Source organism: Flavobacterium sp. LHD-85 (genome assembly GCF_030929595.1).
In the GTDB taxonomy this organism is placed as follows: Bacteria; Bacteroidota; Bacteroidia; order Flavobacteriales; family Flavobacteriaceae; genus Flavobacterium.
Map to the genome: position 1 here is coordinate 278,322 of NZ_JAVFVR010000006.1, position 25,225 is coordinate 303,546.

Sequence of the window (25,225 nt, forward strand, 5' to 3'; positions counted from 1 at the left end):
CTTTCGACTAACTTTTATCTATGATCGAATCGTTTTGATAATCTGTCTCCAGCAAACTGAATTACGAATACCAGAATAACCAATAAAGCCAAAACTGAATTCATTGTTACAGCATCATAACCAATATAACCGTACTGGTATCCAACTTGTCCTAAACCGCCTGCACCGACAGCTCCGCCCATTGCAGAATATCCGACAAGGGTAATTAAAGTAATTGAAGCTGCATTGATTAAAGAAGGCAATGCTTCTGGCAATAATACTTTGTACACAATTTGCAAAGGAGTTGCCCCCAAAGCTCTTGCTGCTTCAATTAATCCTGAAGGAAGGCTTAACAAACTATTTTCTACCAATCGGGCAATAAATGGCGCTGCACCAATGCTCAAAGGAACCAAAGCGGCACTCACACCAATAGATGTTCCAACAATGGCACGTGTAAACGGAATCATCCAAACAATCAGAATAATGAATGGAATAGAACGAAAAACGTTTACCACTACCGATAATGTTCTGTTTAAAACTGGCTGTTCTAGAATTTGATTTTTACGAGTTAAGAACAATAAAATTCCTGTTGGAAGTCCTAACAAAAAACCGAAAAAGCCCGATACAAAGGTCATAACAATGGTTTCCCATGTTCCTTTTAACAATAAATCTATAAGTGAATCAGACATAACCTAAAATTTCTGTTTTAATGTGTTTTGAATTAAAATATTGAATGGCGGCATCGTAATTTTCGCGTTTCCCTGAAAGCTCAATCAGCATAACGCCAAAATTCACTTCGCCTGCCTGATCCATTTGTGCGCTGACGATTTTGAAATCAGTATCAAAAAGTCTTGAAACTTCTGAGATAACAGGCTCGTTAACCGATTTTCCTGTCATTTCCAGTTTCAATAACGGATTCAGATTTCCGCTGTCTTCTTTTTGCAATTTTTCTTGATACACAGACGGAACTTCGATATGAAGAGAAGAAGAAATAAATTCTCTTGTCAATTCATGTTTTGGGTCTGCAAAGATTTCGCCAACACTTCCCTGCTCGATTAATTTTCCATGACTGATAACCGCAACTTCATCACAAATAGATTTTACAACTTCCATTTGGTGTGTGATCAGTAACACCGTAATATTCAAACGTTTGTTAATGTCTTTCAGTAAATTTAAAATCGATCTTGTTGTTGCAGGATCAAGCGCGCTTGTCGCTTCATCGCACAATAAAACTTTCGGATTATTGGCTAAAGTTCTTGCAATGGCAACTCTTTGTTTCTGTCCGCCCGAAAGGCTTGCCGGATAATCGTTGGCTTTTTCTGCCAATCCAACCAATTGCAATAATTCTAAAACACGTGTTTTGATTTCACTTTTTGACGTTCCAGCCAATTCTAGCGGAAAAGCCACATTTTCGAAAACCGTTCTCGAAGAAAGTAAATTGAAATGCTGAAAAATCATTCCGATTTGTCTTCTTTCAATCGCCAGTTCTGCGTTTGATAACTGCATCAAAGCTTTTCCGTCAACGATAATTTCGCCAGAAGTTGGTCTTTCCAACAAATTTACGCAACGAATCAGCGTACTTTTTCCTGCTCCGGAAGTTCCAATTACACCAAAAATTTTCCCTTCAGGCACCTTTAGAGAGACATCAGACAGAGCAGCAACAATTCTGTCTTTCTGATGAAAAGTTTTGGTTACATTTTTTAATTCAATCATTCTTTACAGTTTAAAAACAAAAAAGCCTTCCATTAATTAGTTGAAAGGCTTATTCGAAATAAATTTTATCATTTTATATATTAAGCCAGATCAATAAATACCATTGCAACAGCATAGCACATCATGTTGCAACGATAATAATTATTCATTTTCTGGTTATCTTTCTTCATAGCGAGTGCAAATTTAAATAGTTATTTTCAATTTTTAGCTATAAATCATTAAAACTTTTATTAACCTATCAATGTAGTAGGTTATTTTTAAATTCCAATCACTAAATTCCAAATTCCAATCTTAGTTTAAATTCCAATTTTAGAAATTCCAAATTCCAATCTAAGTTTTAAGTTCCAATATTGAAACTCCAAATTCCAATCTTGAGAATCGAAATTCCAAAATCTAAATCTCAAAATCCAAATTTTATTTCAATTCAAAAAAAAATCCAAATTCCAATTTGTCCGAAGCTTCGGAATTGGAATTTGGAATTTCAAAAATTTGGAATTTAAAAAAAACTAGTTGTTCTGTTCTGCAATTACAGACTTATTCAATTTTATTACTCTGATTTTTTTATTGGTGTTATCCGACAAGAAAATACGATCCTCAAGCTGAGCTGTACTCACAATAGTCCCAAACGGATTTTGTCCTAAAATATCAGAAACGCTTAAAACCGCTTTGTAATTCATTTTATTGAATTCCGATTTTGGATATAATTTTAAATAAGATGCACTTCCTACATTTTCTGAAGTAACTGCCCACTCTTTACTGAACGATACTGCAATAGGCTTGATATCTACAAATTGTACTTTTTGCGGCTCAATAGGAGTTGTTAACGAAGCGGCAGCATTAGCCTTAATGTTGGCAATGTTATAATACAAATAACTCTTTGCATCTCTTCCTGCTACAACTAGATTTCCGTCAAAAATATCCATTGAATACACTTCTGTATATCCGTTTAAAGTATTCAATTTGGCAATAGGTTTTAAATTCCAATCGCTTGTTTCTGTAATTTGCGTAGCATCAAGAACCTTTATGCTCTTTTCTTTTTCTTTTACAAATACCAATCCGTCTTTTGCTACCACACCAAAAACGTGAACAAACGTTTGCCACCACTGACCGTTTCCAACCGTGCTGATTCCAGCATTTGTGATTTCATCAAAAACAAATAATCTCGATTCTGTACTACCTACATAAATACGTCCATTATCAATAGAAACTGAAGTCAAACTTGTTAAAGGAATTGTTGTTGTTCCTTTTGTGTATTCTTTTATTGTTTTAATGTGAGCCAATGTCAAAGCATTAAAAATCTCTAGCACATTTCCGTTAATCACATACAATTTCTCGTTTGCAATAGCGATTCCTTTTGGATCAAAAGCTTCTGTACTTCCTGGAATATTTTCGTTAGTAATAGAAGCTTCATCTGTTGGATAATAGTATGTATAATCTTTAGATGCTGCGTCGTCTTTACTGCAATTTGTAAACAAACAAAGTGCTAGAATTAGGGGCAGAATATGTTTCATGTGTAGTTTATATTTTAGTTCCATTTTCCTTCACCTTTATATTTAAGTAAAAATGGATTTTTAGGATTAATGGTAAATACTGGTTTTTTGTAAGTTCCTTTTACGTAAGCCGTTTTTGTATACGTTTTTAAAACGTCTGGATCTGTAAATGGAAGGTCATTTAAATGAATCAAGTATTTATAAAAATCTGTCAGCATTTCCTGCTGGCCTCCGCCTTCTCCGCTATTTGCTAAATTACTGCTATGGCTAAAGCCAATATGATGCGAGTATTCGTGTGACCAAACAGACATTTCTCCAACCCAATGTCCAGTTACATAGCCCGATTCCCATTGCGATGCAAGATTTCCTCCGCCCCAAGCAGAATCTCCTCCAACCATTGCCATCCAAACGGTTCTTTTATCTAGATAATTCCAGTATATTTTTTCGATTTCTTCTTTAGAATAATAATCGTAAACACCGTCTTTATCTTCGGCATTTCCGTGCCAGTTTAATGCGCCGTTTATACCTGTTCCAGCCGTTGCAGCCTGTTCCTGTTTGTATTTGTCAAAATTGGTAAAAGTGCTATAATACAAAGGATGACTCAACGCATAAGAGTAGTTGATAATCATGGTGATTGCTTCTTTTGCTAAAGCTGGATTCATTGGAAGGAATTTCCCTAGTTCATTAATATGGTAGCCATCATGAAATTGAACCAAATGCGTCGATTTTATCTTTTTGAATTTCTTAAATAAAGGATCTTCTGATTCTATAGAAAATTCAATTGCTCCAGATGAAAATCCTTCAATTTTATCGATGGTTACAGTATTTCCTGTTTCCGATAAATAATCGTTTTTCTGTTCCGTTAAAGGAATTTTATGAAATGAACGGTGAAAAGCAGGAACTTTTGAAAAACTAAAAAGCAAAAATTTCTTATCGTAATTCGGCAGTTTTGCATATACTTTTACATCTGTCAGCCCAACTGGAGAATAAAGTGAAACTTGTACAGAATCTTTTCCTTTTTGAATAACTTGAAACGGCTCATTAACTCTAAACCAGCGATCTGCTTTATTGTACATAATTGAAGGATCTTCGTTATCCTCAAACATGGTCATTGGTTTATTTTCTGCAGGTAAAGCTGTGGCATCAATACTTGGCAGATAATTTGGCTTGTACGAATCTCCATCGTCGCTACAGCCCAAAATAATACTTGCCAATAGGGCAAGCACAAAAAAGTGAGTGTTTTTTCTCATCAGTATGTCAGTAGGTTTGGGGTTAAATATCCATGCAAAACTATAAACATACTTTGTATATACAAGCAAATTGAAAGAAAAATACCAATCAAAAGTTTACTGAAAATATTTTTTCAATAAACTCCCACTATACTTAAAGATCAGGTTTTAAAGTTTCTATTCCCTAAAATCTAAAGTTTTGATTGTAGTTAAATCCGAATCAAACTCTACAAAACTTGCAGGAAAACCTAAACTGATTTTTCCTACTTTATTTTGCATACCAATTGCCGCTGCAACTCTTGTAGTTGCCATTTTTATTGCTTCGTCTGCAGAAACATGCAAATGGTTATAAGCATTTTGCACTGCTTCTGTCATTGAAATTGAAGCTCCTGCAAGATTTCCGTCATCATTTCTGTAAAAACCGTCTACTAAGTGCGCATCAAAATTATCCCATTTAAAATTGGCAACTTTTCGTCCTAAAAATGTAGCATCGCTAATTAAGAAGAATTTATCCTGTTTTAGTTTGTATGCTATTTTTGCAGCAGCATAATCGCAATGCACGCCGTCTAAAATTACTGGAGCATAAACTTCTTCATTTTCAAAAACTGCTCCCACCAAACCTGGCTCACGATGCCCGAACTGTGTCATGGCATTGAATAAATGTGTTACAAGATTTATTCCTTTTGCGAAATAAGGTTGCACTTCTTTATGTGATATTGTCGAATGCCCAATTGAAATTGTAATACCGCTTTCAATCAGCATATTTAATTGTTTTTCTGTAAAACATTCAGGAGCTATCGTTATCACTTTGATAACATCTTTTCCTTTACTGATGATTTCTTGAAGTTCTTCATCAGTCGGTTTTCGTACCTGATCAATGCTATGTGCACCACGTCTCTGCGGATTTAAAAATGGCCCTTCTAAATGCATTCCGATTACGCCATTCTGATGTTTTTTCATGTAATTGCGAACCGCTTTAATTCCATCTAAAATAGTTTCTCTTGATGAAGATATCAAACAAGGTAAAACATGCGTTGTGCCGTATTTCATACTGGCATCATAAATATCCTGAATGGTTTCTTCGTTTGGAGTCTGACTGAAATAATACTTTTCTCCACCATTAATCTGGATATCTATAAATCCTGCTGAAAGATGATTTCCGCCCAAATCTATTGTCTTGATATCGTTTGGAATTTCTTTCTGCACCGAAATAATAGTTCCGTTTTCTACAACTACAACTCCATTCTCTATTATTTCTTCTCCTGTGTGTACAACAGCATTTATAATCGCTTGTTTCATTTTTGGTTCATTTCTTATAACGTTCCAAAGTTAAATATTATAAGTTTTAAGCAAAACAAACTGTTTTAAAATCGTCAGAAATAATTTGGCTAATCCGCGCCTCCGTCAACACTATCAAAAGTTTCACGTTCTTTAGGTCTTACACTGTATTTTAATGAAACCATTGGTCCGTAGTAAACGTCAAACTGGGTTCCGTTGGTTCGCAACTGCATCTGACCGATTACCCCTGCCAAGAAATGAATATTCGGCGTAATTCCAGCAGTATAATAAACCGATAATCTGAAAATATCGAAATTTTCGTCGGCATAATCTTTAGAAGCAAATTTCAGCATCAATTCGGTATAATACCCGATATTGGGCGCTAGAAAAATTGGTTTTTCTTTGCTTTGTCTTAAATAATGATTGACCCCAAAACGGGCTCTTATTCTGGGTATCGTCTGGTGATTGCCGTTTCTGTCATCAAAAAACTTGGTTTCAAATCGCACTTGTTCAAAAAGAGATCCTTTGGGCATTTCCTGTGTATAGGTTCCCATAACAATAAGCCTATTTTCTAAAGTTTTGTAATTACCAGCTTCTTCTATTGCATATTTCTGATTGTGTGCATATCCTAACCAAAGCTTCATGTTTTTAAAACCAGAATAAACAATCCAAGGTCTTATTACTTTACGCTGTGTATATTCAAAAGGGTTTCCGTTTGTGTAAGCGCCTTGAGTAACGAGTTGCATATCGGCCTGACCGCTCAAATGCCATTTTTCTATCAGAGGAAATGCAACGTCAACTTCGCTTATAGATGCTGGAATAAATCCCATTGTATAAGGAGCGTCTTGGGCTTTTAAAACTTGAGAAAAGATGATGCAACAGAATACAAGAAAACTCTTTTTTAATAAACTCATAATTCATCAATATTAAATTACACGGCTTCGAAATAAGAAAGTCTATCAAATTTAAATAAAGAAGTTTTTTACTTTTAAAAAAAGCGGTTTCATGTTATAATATGAAACCGCTTTTTAAACATTTTTTCAAAACAAAAAAGCTTTAGAAAAATATCTAAAGCTTTTTTAAACTCAAATTCTGAAAATTATTATAATGCAGACAGGTACAAAGCTGACTGTTATTTTTGTGTACACCTGACATTTCGCCCCTCTGGGGCTATTTTATAGATCAAACATACATTTCTATAAATATTTCGTCCCGCTGGGACTACTACCGATACATAGTCCCGCCGGCACTTTTTATAGCTGCAACAAGAGTAAAATATTTCAATCTTACGTTTTTCAAAAATCAAAAAATTATTGCGACAAATATTTCTTCCCGCTGGGACTTTTTAAAGCTCTGGAAGAGCGAAATATTTATAGCTAAAAATCTATGCTCCCTCATTCAGAAGCTCCAGAGGAGCGACATATTAGATTCCTATAAATTTCAACTATCAAAATTTATTAATCTGGATTTGCCAATATTTTGTACAATTCGGCATTCGACAGATAAAACTGATTCTCTAAACTTATTTGCGACAATTTTGCGCTAACCAAATTGTTTTCTCGTGAATTGATCAAGAAAATTGAACTTTCGCCAAACGAGAATAATTTTTCTTCTGAGTTCAGCATTGTCATATAATCTTTTACTAGATTGTCAATTACGACTTTCTGTTTTCTTAAAGAAGCAATTTCGGTTTGTTGCGCTTTAATTTTATTTTTTAATTCTAATCGCTGCTGTCCGATATCAAACTGCATATCCTGAATTTTCAGTTTTGCCATTTTCAAGCTTCCGCGTTCTTTTCTTAAGAAAATCGGGAAACTGAAATCGATATTAAACTTATAATCATCGGCATTGAAATTATTCCAATAATTGGGTTCTGAAATGTAGTTGTACCCCACATTTATTTTCGGCAGCAACGAATTGGCTTTCAACTGGCGGTTGACTTCTAGAATATCCATTTTAGTTTCCAGAGACTGAATTTTTGGATGCGAATCCAACGATTCAACATCGACCATCATGGCATCTGTTTTTAAAGTCTCTTCTATAGTCTGAATTAAATTTTGCTCTGGTTTCACCAAATCTCCCAATTCAACTGGAACATTTTCTATCCATAAAAAATTAGCCAGTTTCAGTTTTGCTTTTGCTAATTTTAAATTTCCGTTTTCAACATTCAATTCTCTGTTTCGAACTGTGATTTTAGCTTCAACACTATCAATTGCCGGTGCATCGCCTGCCGAAATTAACTTTTTAACACCTTCAAAACGAGTGCTGGCAAAACCTAGATAATTTTTATACAATTCGGCTTCATTGTAGCTTTTTCTCCATTCAAAATAAGCTTCACTTGCCTGATACAATACTTCGATCGCTCTAAGTTTTCTTTGAGCATCACTTAGTTTTACATTAAGTTTTCCTTCTCTAACATCGGCCATTCTTTGGTTAATAAACATTCCTTGACCAAGAGCCACACTAACTCCCAAAGAAGTCAAACCTGCTTCTGGAGTTTTGTTTTGCGGATTGTAATATTGCCCTTCTGTATCGTCAAAACCTGCTTTTACTTCAATTCCGTACCAAGTCGGAATTTTGAAACTGCTGTTTAATAACGAATAATATTCTGTGCCTTTAAATTCTTTCTTATTGTAATCTACTTCAATTTTCGGATCAAATCCGCCACGAGCCAGCATCAATTTTGCCTGAGCATTTGTAACTTCAAGATTGGCTTGTTTTACCAAAGGATGGTATTTTTTTACATATCCCAAATACTCGATAAAAGTAAGTTCCTCTTGATTAAAATTCTGGCTCTGCAGTGTAGAAAAACTCAATAGAAATAAGAAAGAAAACAATTTTACAAGATTTCTCATTTTACTTTTTCTCCTTTCCTTTTTCTTCTTTTTCTCCCGAATTATAATAGTTTGGCGGAAAACCATTTAAGTTTCGCCAAATCTCATACCAAACCGAAACGGTTTCTAACAATGCAATACTTTGTGCTCCAGCACCAATACTCAATTCTTTTGGCCAATGGCGATCTTCTCCATCTGGCGAAACCAAAATTCTGTATTTTCCGTTCGGGCTAATGAAGTTTTCTATCGCTACCACTTTACCTCCGTAAGTTCCGTAAGACAATCCAGGCCATCCAGAAAATACGATTCTAGGCCAACCATCAAACCAAACGCGAACTTTTGCTCCGCGGTGTACCAAAGGCAAATCAATTGGATCTACATAAGTTTCTACTGCAATATCGTATTTAGATGGCATTATGCTTACAACAGGAGTTCCTTCTTTTATTGTTTCCCCAAGACCAGCCAGTAAAGCGCGGTTTACATAACCGCTTTGTGGCGCTGTAATGTAATACAAACCATTTCTAAGTCTGTAATTGGTATATTGGTTCTCCAGTTTGTTCACCTGAGCTTCTGTATCGTATTGCGTACTTAAAGCTGTAAACTTATCACTTCTCGATTTTGATATTTTTTCGGCATATTCGGCCGTAATTCTACTGATTTCAACTTTTGCGTTTATCAATTCGTTTTTGCTGCTCAGCAATTTATTCTCTTGCGTAATTACATACGCTTCAGATTCTTGCAGTTTTAATCTTTTCTGCTCGACATCTGTCATTGGTTTTAAACCTTCTTTATTCAAAGCAGTCGAACGGTCAAATTGCGTTTTTGCAATTCGAAGCTGTGTTTTTACCGCAACCAAATCCATACTGTCACTTTTTATTTTTAGCTGTGACTGACGAATTTTGTTTTGTGCCTGCTGCAGTTTCAATTGTCTTTCTGTGTTTAAAGACTGAGCCTGAACATCAAGAGAGTTTACTTTATCGCCATACGATTCTACAGCCATTTTTTTGGCATCTACTTGTTGTTTAGTATTGTCAACCAGATTAGGATCCAGATAATCTTCTTTGATCTCTGAAATATAAAGTATTGTATCTCCTTTTTTTACATAATCACCTTCTTTCACAAACCATTTTTCAATACGTCCAGCAATGGCATTATGAACCGTTTGCGGTCTTTGATCTGGCTTTAAAGTGGTAACAGAACCTGTCCCCGAAATATTCTGTGTCCAAGGCAGAAAAAGACAGGCAACACCAAAAATCAAAAATCCGATTATGACTTTGTTTAAAATTTCGTAATGAGGTCTTCGGGCAACGCTTGTAATCGATTTGTATTTGCCCGGCGTTATAAGTACGTTGTTATCTTTAGATAGGTTGAGCATGATTAAAGCTTTATGTCGTTAATAATTTTTCCGTCATCAATCGTAATCATACGACTGCATTTGCTTTTCCAAACATCATTTTTAGAAGTTACAATAACTGTCCAGTCGTTTTCGTCAGAAAGTAAAAAATCAACAATTTTACTCGAAGTAATTTCGTCCATTTTATCAACTGGGTCTTCCAAGAATAAGATATTTGGTTTACCTACAATACTTCTTGCCAAAAGAATCTTTTGAACATCAGAAGCAGAAAGTTCACGACCGCCGGGATGGATTTGATTCTCCAGTCCGTTCTCAAAAGTTTTAATGTACGGCGTTAGTCCAACATTATCTAAAGCCCATTTTAAATCATCACTATTTAGTTTTTCATTTCCAAAAACAATATTCTCGCGAATGGTTCCTGCAAAAAGTGTATCCCCTTGCAAAAGTGTTCCCGCCTGCGCTCTATACGTATCTTCGTTAAGGCGGTTCATATAATTATCCGTCACATACATAGCGCCGCTTTCAGGTTCTAAAACACCCGAAAGAAGTCGCAGCAAGGTACTTTTTCCTGCACCATTCGTTCCTGTAAGAATGATTTTCTCTCCCTGAGAGATTTTCAAATTAATATTCTTAAGGGATTTTTTATTGTGTTCTGGATAATTGTAACTGATACTTTCGGTTTCGATATTAATTCCTTTTTCTGTTTTGTCAGAAGTCTGCGGAATGCACGAAATTTCCATATCGGTCACCTGGCCAATTTTTTCGACAGAAGTCAATACATCATAGAAAGACTCCAACCCGAAGATGATTTTTTCTACCGAATTGATCAATAATACAATTACAATTTCAGCTGCTACGAACTGCCCTATGTTCATTTGGTGGTGAATTACCAGAAAACCACCGATCGATAATAAGGCAGCAGTAACAATTACTTTAAAAATAGTAAGCTGAATGTATTGTTTCTTCATTACCTGAAAGTGTTTTTCGCGGTAATTGACATAGCTAGTTACATAGCCGTCATTTCTTTCCAAAGCATATTCAAAAGCTCCTTTCCTGCGGAAACTTTCTCTATTTCTAGCAATTTCCTGAAGCCAAGCTGCAACTTTATATTTAAATTTTGATTCGTTCAAACTGGTTTCTAAACCGTCTTTGTACGAAAATTTAAAAATGACATATAAAATGACAATAAAAAGGAGTCCGATTACCATAAAGAAAGAATGGTAAAGCACCAATAAAATGATTCCGAGACCGACCTGAAGAAAAGCTGTACAGAAATCTAATAGAAGTTTAGCCGTTCCTTTTTGTACCATCAAAGTATCAAAAAAGCGATTTGCTTTTTCGGGAGCGTACTCCGAGTACATTTCTTTAAATTTAATCAAGGGCATTCTGTAGGCAAATTCAAATGAAGAACGAACAAAAATTCGCTGCTGCAAATTCTCTACAATACGCAGCTGCAAAATGTTCAGCACTCCTCCAAAACCAACGCCAACCGTCACTAGAAACACAAGAACGATCCACGAAACGCTCAGCTGTCCGCTTTGAATAAAATTAATAATAGCCTGAATTCCCAAAGGCAGAGAAAGATTTACTATCCCTGCAAACGCAGCATAGAAGATAATTTGATACACATCGCGCTTATCTAGCTGCAATAAGTTGTAAAATCGTTTGAATGGTGTCATGAATTTAAGTATAAATACAAGATTATTACATAGAATAAATATACGGCAAAAACCGCATTAATGGATTAAGATTTTCACCCTAATCCTTAAAAAACAAGTATTTATGAATTCAACCGAGGAGGCGGTATATCTATTTTCCCATGAAAACCAAACGAGAAGATTGTATTATCAATATACTTTTTCCCTTCAGATTCTTTTAAAAAATAAAAATTAGGCATCAGTGATTCTGATGAAACTAAATATTCCATTAAAGGAATTCCTTTAGCCAATTTAGCCGTTTTAGTATCTTTTGTTTTGTAGTCTTCCAATTCTTCTGGAACTCCATCACATTTAAAGATTTTTTTCAAGAAGTTGCAAGTAATGCCTTTTACGGTATAAGTTTCTGCGTTATCACTCAAGATTCTCCCAACACTATTAGAAATGTTTAAACTGCTAATTAGAAAATAGCCGACTAGTAACGCCTGAAGGCATTTACATAAAAAGCTATTTTTAATTTTGTTCAACATACTCTAAAAAAGGCTGAAAGTTTAACTAAATCACATTATTTTGATTCAAAATCCCAGTGATTTAAGGCGTTTATTTAATTTTTTCTGAGCGCGCAAGTTAGAGCCAATTTTTTTCTGGAACATTAAAATAACATTAGAATTTAGAATCATTCAAAACTTTAAAATTATATTAACAAGGCATTCTTACAGGGTTATCGGAATTATGTAAAGACCAATGGCAATTCTATTTTCCACAGATGAAATGTTCCTAGCGGAACATGGAAATATGCAAAAAAGCGGTTATCACATTTCGTGATAACCGCTTTTTTGCCTTACGCCAAGGAATCATTCCGTAGGAATCTTTCGTCGGTAGAAAAAGATAAAGAGCAATTACGTTTACGTTCCGTAGGAACATTTGATATAGCGGATTGCAAAAAATAACGTAAAATTCAAACGTTCCTACGGAATGTTAAATAACGATCATAATATATTTTCTACCGATAAAATGTTCCTACGGAACATAAAAATATAAAATAGAGGTGAAAATTATGATTACGAACTTTTCTCAAAATTAGAAACCCCTTTTTTAAGCCAATTCAAATATTCTTCAATATCTGGATTATAAGCCGATGTTTCGTTGAGTGTTTCTCCGTTATGATCAACTAGAACATAAAATGGCTGTGCATTGGTTTTGTAAGTCAGCGTCTGGAATTCGCTCCATTTCTGTCCTATATATTTTAATTTTTTCCCTGTTATCTGAGAAGTGACCTGCTCGCTCGGATTCAGTTCTCTTTTGTCATCTACATAAAGCGAAATTAAAACTAAATCGCCTTTTAAGATTTTCTGAACCTTTTCGTCAGACCAAACATTGTCTTCCATTTTACGGCAGTTTACACAAGCGTGACCAGTAAAGTCAATCATAACTGGTTTTCCGATCTTTTTAGCATATTGCATTCCCAAATCATAATCGGTAAAAGCCATTATGTTATGTGGGCCAAGCTCTGCTCCATCTGGCAGATTTTGCGTTACTTCTTTTGAAGAAGCATTATTTAATCCGTTTGGAATTTCGCTGTAATGCATTGGCGGCGGAAAACCACTGATCATTTTAAGAGGCGCGCCCCAAATACCTGGAATCAGATAAATGGTAAAAGCCAAAACCAAAACGCCCAGTCCTAATCTTCCAACGCTAATATTCGAAACTGGGCTATCATGCGGCAACTGAATTTTTCCGAACAAATAAAAAGCCAGCGTTCCAAAAATGGCAATCCAAATCGCTAGAAAAGTTTCTCTTTCCAGCCAATGCAATTGCAGAACCAAATCGGCATTAGAAAGGAATTTAAACGCCAAAGCCATTTCTAAAAATCCTAAAAATACTTTAACCGAATTTAGCCATCCGCCCGATTTTGGAAGCGAATTCAGCCAACCTGGAAAAGCGGCAAATAAGGTGAATGGCAAAGCCAAGGCCAAAGAAAAACCAAACATCCCGACAAAAGGCGCAATTCCGCCTCGCGAAGCCGCTTCTACCAGTAAAGTTCCGACAATTGGTCCCGTACAAGAAAAAGAAACAATTGCCAAAGCCAAAGCCATAAACAATATTCCGACAATTCCTCCTCTATCAGCTTGCGAATCAACTTTGTTTGCCCATGCATTTGGAAGCATGATTTCGAAAGCGCCCAAAAATGAAAACGCAAAAATCATTAAAAGCACAAAAAAAATCAGATTAAACCAAACGTTTGTAGAAAGTGCATTGAGCGAATCTGCTCCAAAAGCCCAAGTTACAACGGCTCCCAAAAAGATATAAATGGCAATAATGGCAATTCCGTAAAAAACGGCTTTTCTTATTCCTTGCGATTTAGTTTTACTTTGTTTGGTAAAAAAACTCACCGTCATCGGAATCATCGGAAAAACGCAAGGTGTTAGCAATGCTGCAAATCCAGAGAAAAACGACAATAAAAAAATCGTCCATAAACTTCTAGATTCGGTTTTAGGTTCTCTTTTTTGGATTTCTTTTTGAGGTATTTTTACAGTTTCAGCAGGAACAATTTCTTCTGTTTTTTCTTTTATTTCAGTAACCGAAGAATCTATTGCTTCTGTTTTTGTTTCTTCTTTTACAGCAGCTTCTATTAATGTTTTCGCTTTCGCGGAAGGGCTAATAGCAAACTCCAATTCGTCTGAACTAGGCGGAAGACAATTTTCATCATTACAAACCATAAATTCAACCTCAGCAATGATTTTAAAAGGTTTGGACGAAAGTATCTTAACACGCTGTCTAAAAGTGGTTTCTTTTTCAAAAAACTTAATCTGCATTTTAAAAACAGGATCGTTAACCGTTTTTCCTTTTTCTTCTTTTACAGCATCGGTTATCTGAAAATCTGCGCTTTTTATAAAATTAAAATGAGTTGGAATCGGTCCTCCGTCTGAAACTTCCTGACTGTATAAATGCCAGCCCGATTCTATAATGGCTTTTGCCTGCAATTCGTATTCAGTATCAGAAATTTTCTCGACACTGGTTTTCCATTTTATGGGATTGTATATCTGAGCCTTTACGAATATGGAAAACAGCAGGAAAAAGCCCAGTAAAAAAATATTCTTTTTCATGGGTAAAAATCTTTAAAAAGAGGGTTGAATAGCAAAAAACAACCCTCTAAGTAATCCGCTATACAAACTAAATTGCTTACTAATTCAAAATAACTATTTGATAGGGAAATACAAATTAAACTCTAGTAAATAAAGGGGTCAGATTATTTTAATGGTTTGAAAACGACTTCCATAGAATCAGCTTTATCTAAAAATGAATTAGCAAATTCTTTAATGTCTTTTGCAGTGATGCTTTTTACAATATCAACATAAGTTGCTGGGTCATTCATATCGTAAGCATTCTCAAAATAATTATAAATCAAGTTCATGCTATAACTATTGAAATTTTTGCTGTCTTCTCTCGATTTTAAATAGTTAGTTCTTGTTTTCTCAATGTCTTCAGCAGCGATTTCTCCTTTCTTGATTTTATCAATTTCCTGATACACAATTGGCAGTAAATGTTCTACTTTATCAGCATCGCAATCAAAATTGATCTGAAGGTTTGCTTTAGAAATTGGAAGTTTATCAATGCTCCCTTTTACTTGCGCGCCGTAAGTTCCGCCTTCTTTTTCACGAAGACTTTCAGTATAACGCAAAGTCAGCACATCGCTTAAATAGGAAACCAAGATTCTGTTTCTTTGAGAAAAAGCAACATCTTTTAAAAAGGCAATTCGAACAGAACTTTTTGGCGTTTCCATTTTAATGAAAACATCTCGATCAATTTTATTTGATGTCCATTTCGGAATATCTGTTTTAAATTTTTCTTTACGTTTAATTCCGTTTATACTTGCAATATACTTTTCTAACAAAGGTTTTAAAACTTCTGGCGTAACATCTCCAACAATATAAAATTCGAAGTTTGAAACATCTGCAAAACGATCCTGATAGAAAGCTTTCATTTTATCAAAAGATAAACCGTCGATATATTTTTGATTAAATGGCTGTACTCTCGGGTTGTTTTTTCCATAAACCACAACAGATAAACTATCATCCATTTTTGCATTGATATCATTTGCTCTGTTTTTAAGCGAATTTTCTAGTCTTTGCTTTAACAGTGCATACATCTGATTGTCAAATCTTGGCTGCACAAAACGTAAATGAACCAACTGCATCATCGTTTCGATATCTTTTACATTTGCAGCACCCGAAACGGTTTCTTTAAGCGAGCTGATACTTACAGAAGAATTGGCAATTTTTCCTTTTAAAACTTTATCTAAATCAACATTCGAAAGTTCGCCAACTCCAGACATCATGGCCAAAGTTGTCGTACGTCCAATTGACGGAAGATCTTGCGGTTCGTACAATGAAGTTCCGCCAAAACTTTCGGCTTTAAGCTCGACTTCTTTTTTGTTTTTATCGGCAAATTTATAGTGCACTTTTACGCCGTTGCTCAATACAAAAGTGGTAGCATTGATTGCCGTTTCTTTTTTCTCTGAAACAATTTTTCCTGAATTGATTTTCAGATTTCCTAAAAGTGTTTTTCCTTCAAAAGTATCCACATAAGGCTGTAACGAAGCATCATTTTCAGCTTTCTGAATAATATCAAAAGCTTTTTCCTTCGTTAAGTTATTTTCGCTTTCTACACCTGTAACCGCTACAACGCGATTTTGCGCCGTATATAACTTACTGATTTGTTCTTGAAGAATTTTGGTATCTAGATTTTTCAAAATGCTTTTAACCATTTCAAATTCTGCTTTAGGATCGGCAATAACTTCATGATCTAGATAATCATCTTTTACCATTCCGATAACATCTTTATGCGAAATCTCATTTAGCTTTTCTAAGTAATTTTCGTAACCCGAAATGTTTTCTGCAACAGCCCTTTCGATTTCTCCTTTAGAAAAACCAAATTTATACGCACGAACCCATTCGTTCATTACCATTGCAAAAGCTTCGGCTTGTTTTTCTGGCTTTGGAGAAACATTCAAAATCCAAATATCATTTAAACGAGTATAGTTTTGATATCCAATTGAAGCACTTTTAAATGGGCATTCTTGTTTCTGCGCCAGTTCTGCCAAACGATTATTTAGGATAGAAAAAGCAAGGCTTCTTTGAGTAGATTTTTCTAATTCAGCATAAGTATTTGTTGATTTTTCAGCTGTATGACGAATCATAAAACTAATGTTTGAAGCTGAAATTTCTTTGTCTAAAGCCAATTTAAAAGTTGGTTCTACTCTTTCTGGAATCGCGATTTCAAAACGCTTTTTAGGATTTACTGGTGTCGGAATATCCGCAAAAAGTTTTTTGATTTTTGCTTCAATTTCATCTGCATTGATATCTCCTACAATTGCGATCGCCTGCAAGTCTGGACGATACCAATCTTTATAAAAATCTTTTAAAACTTGATATTTGAAGTTCTTTACAATGTCCATATCACCAATTGGCATGCGGTCTGCATAAAGCGAATTGTTGTAATAATACGGCGCTAACTGATTGTAAATTCTAGCTCTTGCATTTTGTCTCGTACGCCATTCTTCGGTAATTACACCACGTTCAGCATCTATTTCTTCATTTGTAAGTGATAAAAAATTAGACCAATCGTGCAAAACCAATAAACAAGTATCAATAACTCCACCATCTTTTGACGGAATATTGTCTAGGTTGTAAACCGTTTCGTCTGTGCTTGTATATGCATTGATATTTCTCCCGAAAACAGCTCCTTGTTTTTGAAGCGTATTCAAGATTCCTTTCCCTTCAAAATGTTTCGTTCCGTTAAACGCCATGTGTTCCAAGAAATGCGCCAGACCTTTCTGCTGGTCGTTTTCTAAAATTGAACCAACGTTTTGAATGATATAATAACTCGCCGTATTTTTATTGACATCTGTCGGATAAATATAATACGTCATTCCGTTTGGCAGCACTCCTTTTTTTATTTTCTGGTTGACTGCAATTGGATCTGTTGCTTTAAAGTTTTGCGCTTGCGCGAAAGTTAAACTTCCGATAAAAAGCAGTAAAACTGATATTTTTTTGCTGTATTTCATAAAGCTATTAATTAACCTTTCAATAATTTGTCCAGTTGTTCTCTCAACTCTGGATTTGACGGACGAAGTGCATCTGCATTGATAATGTTTCCTTTTGGATCAAACAATAAAAATCTCGGAATTGCATTTACATCATAGTTTTTAGCTACATCAGAACTAAAATCTTTATCAGCCATTAACTGAATTCCTTTTAATTGTTCTTTGGTAACGTAATCTTTCCATTTTTGAGCATCTTTTGGTTTATCTAACGAAAGACTTACAAAAACAATATTTTTTCCGTGATAATCTTCTTCGATTTTTTTCATGTGAGGAATCTCAGCTTTACATGGTCCGCACCAAGTTGCCCATAAATCGATGTACACAAATTTACCTTTAAAATCTGAAAAGGAAACCGGTTTATTGTTAATGTCATTGTATGTAAAATCTAAACCTTTCTGCCCTACACTTTTATGAAGCACTTTTTCATATTCTAATAAAAATGCTTTGCTCGCATCAGAAATCATAAAAGGTTTAATGCTTGGCGCAACTTTTTCGTATTCTTCAATTTTCATTTTAGAAGTTGCAACTTCTTCACGAAGATAGGCATCTTTTAAAGCTGGATCTGTAATATGAGTAATTGCTTCTGTTAAATCTAAACGTTTTGGTTTCTCACCACCATTAATGGTTACATAGAAAAAATAATTGGTCATCAAAGAAACTCCATTTGCTAATTTCAACAAATCTGGATCTGTAAATTTCTTGTCTGTCATCCAGGTTTTGATTACCGCTGGGCGGTCGTCTTTGTCTGGGAATGCGGTTCTTGGCATTCTGAAAAAAGTGTACGTTAGTTCTTCTACATCTGTTGCAACAGCTAATTTTAATAATTTATTGAAACTAGCATCTTTTGTTTTAATCGATTTTGAAAATTCATCTGCTTTAGCAAGACCTTTATCAATAAATGGATAAAATTGCACATACGTGATATTTTCACCCAAACGGGCAAAAGGAGCAAACTCATTGTAGATTTCGTTTGCTTTTTGTACCAAAGCATTTTGTCCAATATTTTTTCCGCTTAAAACATAACTTGTTTGATTTACCGCCAAATTAATGTCCAATTTAGGTTCCAGATACAAACGAATTAATTGTTTTCTGCTTTTAAATTGCCCGTAATCTACATAATAAAAGCCAGCAGCTGAAACTGGTGTCATAAAGCCGAATTCCCCCAGCGAATTAACTTTTGCGGTAGCAGCAACGACTGGCTTTCCATCTTCAACATTGTAAAGTGTAACTTCTTTTGCTTTGAAATCTGGAATTGAAATTGTTCCTCTAATTACTGCATATTCTGAAAGATTTGCAGCAAAACTCATTTGAACCATGATGAAGGTAAAAATGAAATAAAAAATGTGTTTTTTCATTGTTTCTTTGTTTTTTGGTTGATAGTTTTAAATTGAAATTCTCATGGATTGATCTCCTTGTTCTATAATAAAATCTTTGCTTTCTTTAGTTTCTTTCAGCTTTTTAAGAATTTCAGGATTCAATAAATCCTTGGTCTCAAAATCATTGATTTGTGTGACTTTTGCGCCAATTTTTACTTTTTTCAAATCTTCATTCTCCTGATCTATAATTCTTTTTACCAAAAGATTCTGATTTTCGTCAAACTCCAAAATGAGTCCGCTTAAATAAAAAGAAGACGCTTTTTTGAAATTTTTGTTTGGTTCTAGATAAACCGTTTTATCCAATAAATTGATTGTAAAATTGAAACGTCTTATTAAGTCGATTCCGAGAGAACCATCGGCAAAAGCCCAGTTTTTATTTGCTTCGTCATATTCCTGCAAAGCAATTGTTACGTTTGGAAAATTGTTTCCGTTTAAACCGACATTTGGAATAGCGCCACCAACAATTCCCGTTTGTTTCCCTAAACTGAAATTGACCGATTTATATTCGGTTTTTAAACTTGCTTCGAGATTATTTTTATGGTTGAAAGGTCCGTAAGCTATAAGATCGTAACCTGCTCCAGTATCAAAAGTGAAACTGCCATCGACTGTTTTTTTATCTTCAAAGGTCAGATTCATTTTTACTACCGGAAGTCCCGATTTATAATCAAAAACTAATGGCTTCGCTTTTCCCCAATACTTAAAATTTCCGAAATTGTACAAGTCAATTGTCATCGTGTCAAAATTCACCGATGTGATAAAATTCCTCAACAAGTTTGCACCAAACAATCCGTCGTAAACGCCATGTTTTGGAAAAATAACCAAACCTTGATTTTTCAGAACTTGATCGCCAATATAAATGGTATTATCTGCAGAATAATCCACTTGCTGACTTCCGCCAACTACAGATGCCGATTTACTTTTGGTAACGACAACTCCAGCTTTGTAAGCGCTGTCGGGGTTGAGCGCCATTCCGTCGGCACCCGTATCAAAAAGCATTAAAAATTCGCGGTCGCCTTTGTTGAGTTTTATTTTAATGGCGATTCCGTTTTCGATAATTTGAAACGGAATGCTTGCTATTTCTTTTACTTGCGCATGTCGGTCAACTCTGTATAAAGAATCAAAAAAAGTCACGTACAGCATTTTATTTTCTGAGTTGAAAACAATTTGAGACGGCTTTTTTTCTTTTCCATTAAAACAGAAATCTACCAAGACAAAAATTTCATTTTTAATCGCGACAGATTTTCCAATCTGAATTGAGTCTAAAGCTGGAAATGCTTTAAAAATACTATTCAGATAAAATTCGTTCGAAGAAGCATCTCCAACGCCAACGGTAAATTGCGGCGCTAGAAGATCCTTAATTTCATTATAATTTTTATTCTGAAAAGCTTTTTCGAAAGTTTTAATAGATTTCTGAATGCTGTTTTGAGCCTGAATCGTACAGCCAAAAATGAATATTAAAAAGAATAGTATCTTTCTCATATCGAATTACTTTTGTGCTGTATTTGGTTTCACTACAACTTTTTCTACTCCAAAATCTTTCAATAAAATACCCGAATATTTTGCAAATTCTTCAGGCGTATAAAGTTCTTTGGAGTCATTTACCAATTCTGTAAATCCTTTTAAATCGTTCTTTTTTTCAAACTCTTTTTTCTTACGCTGTAAAATACCGAATACATGAGTTGTCACATTCCATGTTCCGTAATCTTTTGCTAATTTTTTACTTGCTAAAAGAAATGGATCATCGTATTGTTTACCAACTCTTAAACCTGTAATAATTACAAAAGAAATTTCATCAGAAGCATCTTTAGATTTTAAATACGTATCGATAACATCAAATTGAACATTTCTTTTTCCGTTTAAATACGCTTCTTTGTAAAAATCAGGATAATCTTTTTCTTGAATTTCTGGGCTATACTTTTTGAAATTTCCTTTTTTGGCAGCTTCTTTTGCATTTTGAAGCAGTACAGTAAATTGCTCTACATTATGAAAACCGCCTGCAATGTCAATTATTTTTCCATCGGCATTCATCAATAAAAAAGTTGGAAATCCTGTAACGCCATATTTCATGCATAGCTTTTTACCGATTTCTTCTTTCAAAATATCCGATTTGAAAGTGACAAAATCAGCATTTAAAACTGCAGCAACTTTTGGATCTGGAAATACTTCTTTGTCCATTTGTGCGCATGGCATACAGCCTGTAAAATACAAATCGACAAAGATCAATTTTTTCTCTGTTTGTGCTTGTTTTTTAGCTTGTTCCCAACTTTCTTGAGTGGATTGCGCTTGTACTTTTAAGGCAATAGACGGACAGGCAAGCAGCAGAACTGCGCTTGCAATTTTAAAAAAACGTTTCATAAAATGTGGTTTTTAGAAACCGAATGAAGAATGAATTTTACACTTCATTCGGTTTTGTTTTTAGGTTTTATAATTATCTAACTCGATACGTAACATCAACAATTTTGCATAAGCCTGAATAACTGTTAGCAAGAATCAAATCTCCATTTACAGGTGGTACTGTATACAATTCTAATTTTCCTGTTGTGCTGTAAGACCCCACAATAAGTTTGTTGACAATTTCTTTTTTCCCTCTCCTGTTGAAACCTATATAAGTAATTTCGTCAGCTCCTTTATCCAACATCAATTTTGCAGATTGCGTTCCGCTATCATATTCATACAATTTGTTTCCTACAGTATAAAATAAATAACCAGTGTCTGGACTTACGGCAAATTTTGTTGCTTTATCAAAATCTGGTGCATTTAGAATTTCTTTATAATACGTTTGTGCTAAAGTTGGTGAAAAACGAAGCAAGTGATATTTTCCTGTTGTAAGATTTTTTAGCACAGCAAAACTTTCCCCTTGATTATAATCGGAACTCGTCATATACACCAAATCACAATTAGTTTTATTCCAATCTAAAACAGTTGAAGAACCTACAAGCGGCGGCATTGCGGAACAAGAACCTTTTGAGTCATTAAAACGTAAAAAACGATGTAAATCTCGATCAAAAAATACTGGATTATACGGTGACGATACGACACTTTCTGCTATAAAAGGTGCTGCGTAAAAGCTTTTGGGTTCTGTTTCCACTTTATTTTGCGGCAGCCCATATCTAACTTGCGTTGCTCTATTATAATAATAAATATTTCCATTGCTGTAAAGAAAGTTTTGACTTCCTAAACCAACGGCTTTCATAAAATCGACACCAAAATTATTTGGAAGCGCACCGCCAATTGTTTCATAAGCTATATTCTGGGTTGGAACCCAGCCGAAAGAATCAGGATCAAGTCTTGCCGTTCCAGATTCTGATGCCGTAACGTAAATACCATATGTAGGAGAAGTAGTTGGCACTGCCGATCCAAAACAATCTACATCTACTGCTTTTCCTTCTAGTTTTAATGCTGATCCAGAATAAGCTAAAACATCGTTTATGATACGAATACTTGCTCCTCCAGGAATTAGAGACACCATATCTAAACGTGCTTTTCCGTCTACATCACCAACAATCATCCAGCCTTCGTAAATAGAAGAAACTACATTTAAGGTAAAAGGTTTTTGCTGCCATCTTACACCTGTTACTTTATCTTTTATAAAATAATAAACGGTATATTTTGCAGGTGGCAACTTTACAACATCATCATAATCTTTTGTTGTTGCTATAATTGTTCTAGATTCTGATGCTATTTTACTTGGGTTAACTGCTACCCATTCATATTCATAGCGATCTGGATTGCTGCCATCATCCATCGTTGGATTTAAATCTGGTTTTATTAGGAACGGGTCGCCATTATAAATTATATATTCTTCTTCAATTCCTTTAACATTTAATTCATTTATAGCATTATAATCATAAGTCCCTTCATCGCTTACGCAGCCCCAGTTTAGAAACAGCAGTAAGAAAAGGGCAAATTCTATCTTTATATTTTTAAACATGATAGTATATTTTTAAATTAAATAATTGATTTAATTAAGGAAAAAGCATTTCGGTGCCATTTTCTTCATAAACTGTATTTCCAGATGCTTTTTGTTCTGCCAAATAACGTTTCATGAAATTTTGATAGTACTGCATCTCTGGAATTGATAAACCTACAGCTGATGATGATGGTGCCTGGTTAAAAATTATCGGATCTAAATTCATCAGATCACACATCAAGAAAAATTTCTTTGCTGAAAATGTCCCTAAAAAACTTACCACCCAACCCTTTGGCTGTGATAATAAATCATCAAACGTTAATTCAAATTGAATAAAGCTCATTGTTTTCTTTGTCAAAACGTTGATAACTTTAGTTTGCATTTCGGTTTTAAAAAATTCATTTCCTTCTAAGTTAAAAACTAGAGAAAATGCATTTTTTTTCATATCGGGAGTTCTCTTAACTAACACTCTAATGGTATCAACTACTTTTCCCGCCGGAATAATTATTTTATCTGGTATTGTAAAATGGGTATCCTTTATTGCTGTACTTGATGGATCTATTGCAATTTTTACTTCTCGGTCAACATTACTCGCTTTTCCTTGAACTGCAATAGGAATTTTAAACAAACGTTCAGTAATAACAGGATTGTCTAAACTAAAACTTAGACCAATACTATCTGTTAATACTTTTGCTCCATTTAGGGAAACATAAGAAACCACTGCTGGAGAAAAATAGATATTATCTTTGCCGCTGTAGGTTTCTATTTCTTCTTTAGTGCAAGATGAAAATCCTGTAATAATAAGAAGCGTAATACTTAAAATCAATATTTTTTTCATGCTATACCTTTTTTAGTTTTGAAAATTAGTTTCAGATTCTGGCAATGGCACAATGTATTGCAAAGCCCCCATAGAAACATTTCCTGATGCCGCCGAACCATTCGGAATTGCTGTAGTATTGTTTCTTTTGTAATAGAAAAAAAGTTGCCCTTCACCGATAAATTCTTTTCGGTATTCTTTGGTAATTTCTGTCGCCAATACAGCATTTGCAGCCAGATTGGTTAAGCCTCGATTGAATCGAAGAGTATTTAAGTAAGCTACTCCGTCGGCAGGAACTGCAGCCGTTTCTGCAGCGATCAGATACATTTCTGAAAGCTTAAACATCGGAATCTGTAAACGAAATGCCCTCGTTTTATCTGATACATCTTCATACTTGAAAAATGTTTTCTGAGTTTTTCCTCCAACAATTGGAATTTTCCAACTTGGCAGGCTTCTGTAATCATTATCATTAGATTCAAAAACTGCATTTATTCTATTTAATAAAGGAGCATAGATTTTGGTATCTTCTAAATTTGAATCGTATAAATCTCGTTGTTTGTTATATAAAGTATAATCGCTTACTGAAAAAAAGTTTTCTGACGAAAAAGTACGATCAGGATTAGATGCATTTGTTGCGTCTAAAAAAGTAGTCCATGGAAAAAAGGTTGTGTTTTTGGTAAAGGTGATTACTTCATTTGCAACCGCAGAAGCACCAGCTTTATCACCCGAATATAAAAGAACGCGCGCTTTTAAACATTTTACAGCCAAATAATTCATTCGTTGTCCGCGATTTTGAGAATAATATGGATTAGCATCAAATGCCGTCGAAGCATTATATTTTCCATTCGTAAGTATTGGATCATTTGCTAATAAAGTCAGGGCTGCATCAAGATCTGCAATTATTTTAGCGATTACGTCTTTAGCAGGCAAAAGCGGATTGGTGCTTGTTACAAATGAATCGTAATACGGAATTGATGGATCTGCAGGAGCAACTTTATAAATTGGTCCATACAATCGAAGCATATCAAAATGAATCATCGCACGAATTGCAGTTGCCTCTCCTTTTAACAAATCAGCTTTTTCAATAGAGATAACTTCTGAATGCTCAGTAATGCTTTCCATAAATTTATTGACAGTTAAAATCGTCGTAAAAGCACTTTGCCAAATAGCACTGAATGTTGCTTTGGGAGAATTTTCAGCGTAAGCATAAATTGACATTTTATTTTTAATATGAGATCCTGACATATTATACTGCTGTCCTAAAATCTCTACAGCATCCATAGTAAGCTGTCTCCCATATAAATTACTTCCAGCCAACTGAAGATAGATTCCATTATGTGCATTTAGAATTCCAGCTTCGGAACTATACGTTTGATCTTCTAAAATTTTGTCTTGTGGCACTACATCCAAAAAGTCACTGCAGCTTGCTATGGTTAGCGATGCAAACAAAAGGAATGTAATTTTATATAAATACTTATTCATAA

Annotated in this window: 18 protein-coding genes; all 18 read right to left on the reverse strand. The window is 34.6% G+C overall.

The annotated features are described in order from the left end of the window. Positions 1-14: 14 nt before the first annotated feature. The 18 genes from RB618_RS12825 to RB618_RS12910 all read right to left on the reverse strand — a co-directional run bounded on the left by RB618_RS12825 (position 15) and on the right by RB618_RS12910 (position 25,223). On the reverse strand, positions 15-668 hold the full coding sequence (locus RB618_RS12825) for a methionine ABC transporter permease MetI (RefSeq protein ID WP_248727742.1): 654 nt from the start codon (positions 666-668) through the stop codon (positions 15-17). Continuing rightward, positions 661-1,692: a methionine ABC transporter ATP-binding protein MetN gene (gene metN, locus RB618_RS12830; protein ID WP_308069083.1), complete on the reverse strand. Its 1,032-nt coding sequence runs from the start codon at positions 1,690-1,692 to the stop codon at positions 661-663. The genes RB618_RS12825 and metN overlap by 8 nt, the downstream gene beginning before the upstream one ends. A gap of 506 nt (positions 1,693-2,198) precedes the next feature. Further along, positions 2,199-3,227, reverse strand: a complete 1,029-nt coding sequence (locus RB618_RS12835; RefSeq protein ID WP_308069084.1) for a hypothetical protein — start codon at positions 3,225-3,227, stop codon at positions 2,199-2,201. Beyond that, positions 3,218-4,432 (reverse strand): hypothetical protein, encoded by a 1,215-nt coding sequence (locus RB618_RS12840; protein ID WP_308069085.1) that lies wholly within the window; start codon positions 4,430-4,432, stop codon positions 3,218-3,220. Before RB618_RS12840 ends, RB618_RS12835 begins: the two co-directional genes overlap by 10 nt. A gap of 156 nt (positions 4,433-4,588) precedes the next feature. Next, complete coding sequence (gene nagA, locus RB618_RS12845) at positions 4,589-5,710, reverse strand: N-acetylglucosamine-6-phosphate deacetylase (RefSeq protein ID WP_308069086.1); 1,122 nt, start codon at positions 5,708-5,710, stop codon at positions 4,589-4,591. A gap of 89 nt (positions 5,711-5,799) precedes the next feature. Beyond that, positions 5,800-6,603: a DUF2490 domain-containing protein gene (locus RB618_RS12850; protein ID WP_308069087.1), complete on the reverse strand. Its 804-nt coding sequence runs from the start codon at positions 6,601-6,603 to the stop codon at positions 5,800-5,802. 543 nt (positions 6,604-7,146) lie between these two features. Beyond that, positions 7,147-8,544, reverse strand: coding sequence for a TolC family protein (locus RB618_RS12855; protein ID WP_308069088.1), 1,398 nt, complete (start codon positions 8,542-8,544; stop codon positions 7,147-7,149). A 1-nt stretch (position 8,545) separates the two neighbouring features. Then, the gene (locus RB618_RS12860; protein ID WP_308069089.1) at positions 8,546-9,898 is read right to left on the reverse strand and encodes a biotin/lipoyl-binding protein; all 1,353 of its coding nucleotides are present in this window, start codon (positions 9,896-9,898) and stop codon (positions 8,546-8,548) included. Between the two features lie 2 nt (positions 9,899-9,900). Beyond that, positions 9,901-11,556 (reverse strand): ATP-binding cassette domain-containing protein, encoded by a 1,656-nt coding sequence (locus RB618_RS12865; RefSeq protein WP_308069090.1) that lies wholly within the window; start codon positions 11,554-11,556, stop codon positions 9,901-9,903. Positions 11,557-11,657: 101 nt separating this feature from the next. Then, a complete protein-coding gene (locus RB618_RS12870; RefSeq protein ID WP_308069091.1) occupies positions 11,658-11,954 on the reverse strand; it encodes a hypothetical protein in 297 nt (98 codons plus the stop codon). Between the two features lie 639 nt (positions 11,955-12,593). Then, entirely contained in the window at positions 12,594-14,639 is a 2,046-nt protein-coding gene (locus tag RB618_RS12875; protein ID WP_308069092.1) for a cytochrome c biogenesis protein CcdA, read from the reverse strand. A gap of 143 nt (positions 14,640-14,782) precedes the next feature. Next, complete coding sequence (locus tag RB618_RS12880; protein WP_308069093.1) at positions 14,783-17,599, reverse strand: insulinase family protein; 2,817 nt, start codon at positions 17,597-17,599, stop codon at positions 14,783-14,785. An 11-nt stretch (positions 17,600-17,610) separates the two neighbouring features. Beyond that, positions 17,611-18,993 (reverse strand): TlpA disulfide reductase family protein, encoded by a 1,383-nt coding sequence (locus tag RB618_RS12885; protein ID WP_308069094.1) that lies wholly within the window; start codon positions 18,991-18,993, stop codon positions 17,611-17,613. A 27-nt stretch (positions 18,994-19,020) separates the two neighbouring features. Next, on the reverse strand, positions 19,021-20,493 hold the full coding sequence (locus RB618_RS12890) for a retropepsin-like aspartic protease (RefSeq protein WP_308069095.1): 1,473 nt from the start codon (positions 20,491-20,493) through the stop codon (positions 19,021-19,023). Between the two features lie 6 nt (positions 20,494-20,499). After that, on the reverse strand, positions 20,500-21,369 hold the full coding sequence (locus tag RB618_RS12895; RefSeq protein ID WP_308069096.1) for a thioredoxin fold domain-containing protein: 870 nt from the start codon (positions 21,367-21,369) through the stop codon (positions 20,500-20,502). A 73-nt stretch (positions 21,370-21,442) separates the two neighbouring features. Then, positions 21,443-22,945, reverse strand: coding sequence for a PKD-like family lipoprotein (locus RB618_RS12900; protein ID WP_308069097.1), 1,503 nt, complete (start codon positions 22,943-22,945; stop codon positions 21,443-21,445). 34 nt (positions 22,946-22,979) lie between these two features. Next, the gene (locus tag RB618_RS12905; RefSeq protein ID WP_308069098.1) at positions 22,980-23,762 is read right to left on the reverse strand and encodes a DUF4843 domain-containing protein; all 783 of its coding nucleotides are present in this window, start codon (positions 23,760-23,762) and stop codon (positions 22,980-22,982) included. Between the two features lie 12 nt (positions 23,763-23,774). Then, on the reverse strand, positions 23,775-25,223 hold the full coding sequence (locus RB618_RS12910) for a RagB/SusD family nutrient uptake outer membrane protein (protein ID WP_308069100.1): 1,449 nt from the start codon (positions 25,221-25,223) through the stop codon (positions 23,775-23,777). Positions 25,224-25,225 lie beyond the last annotated feature (2 nt).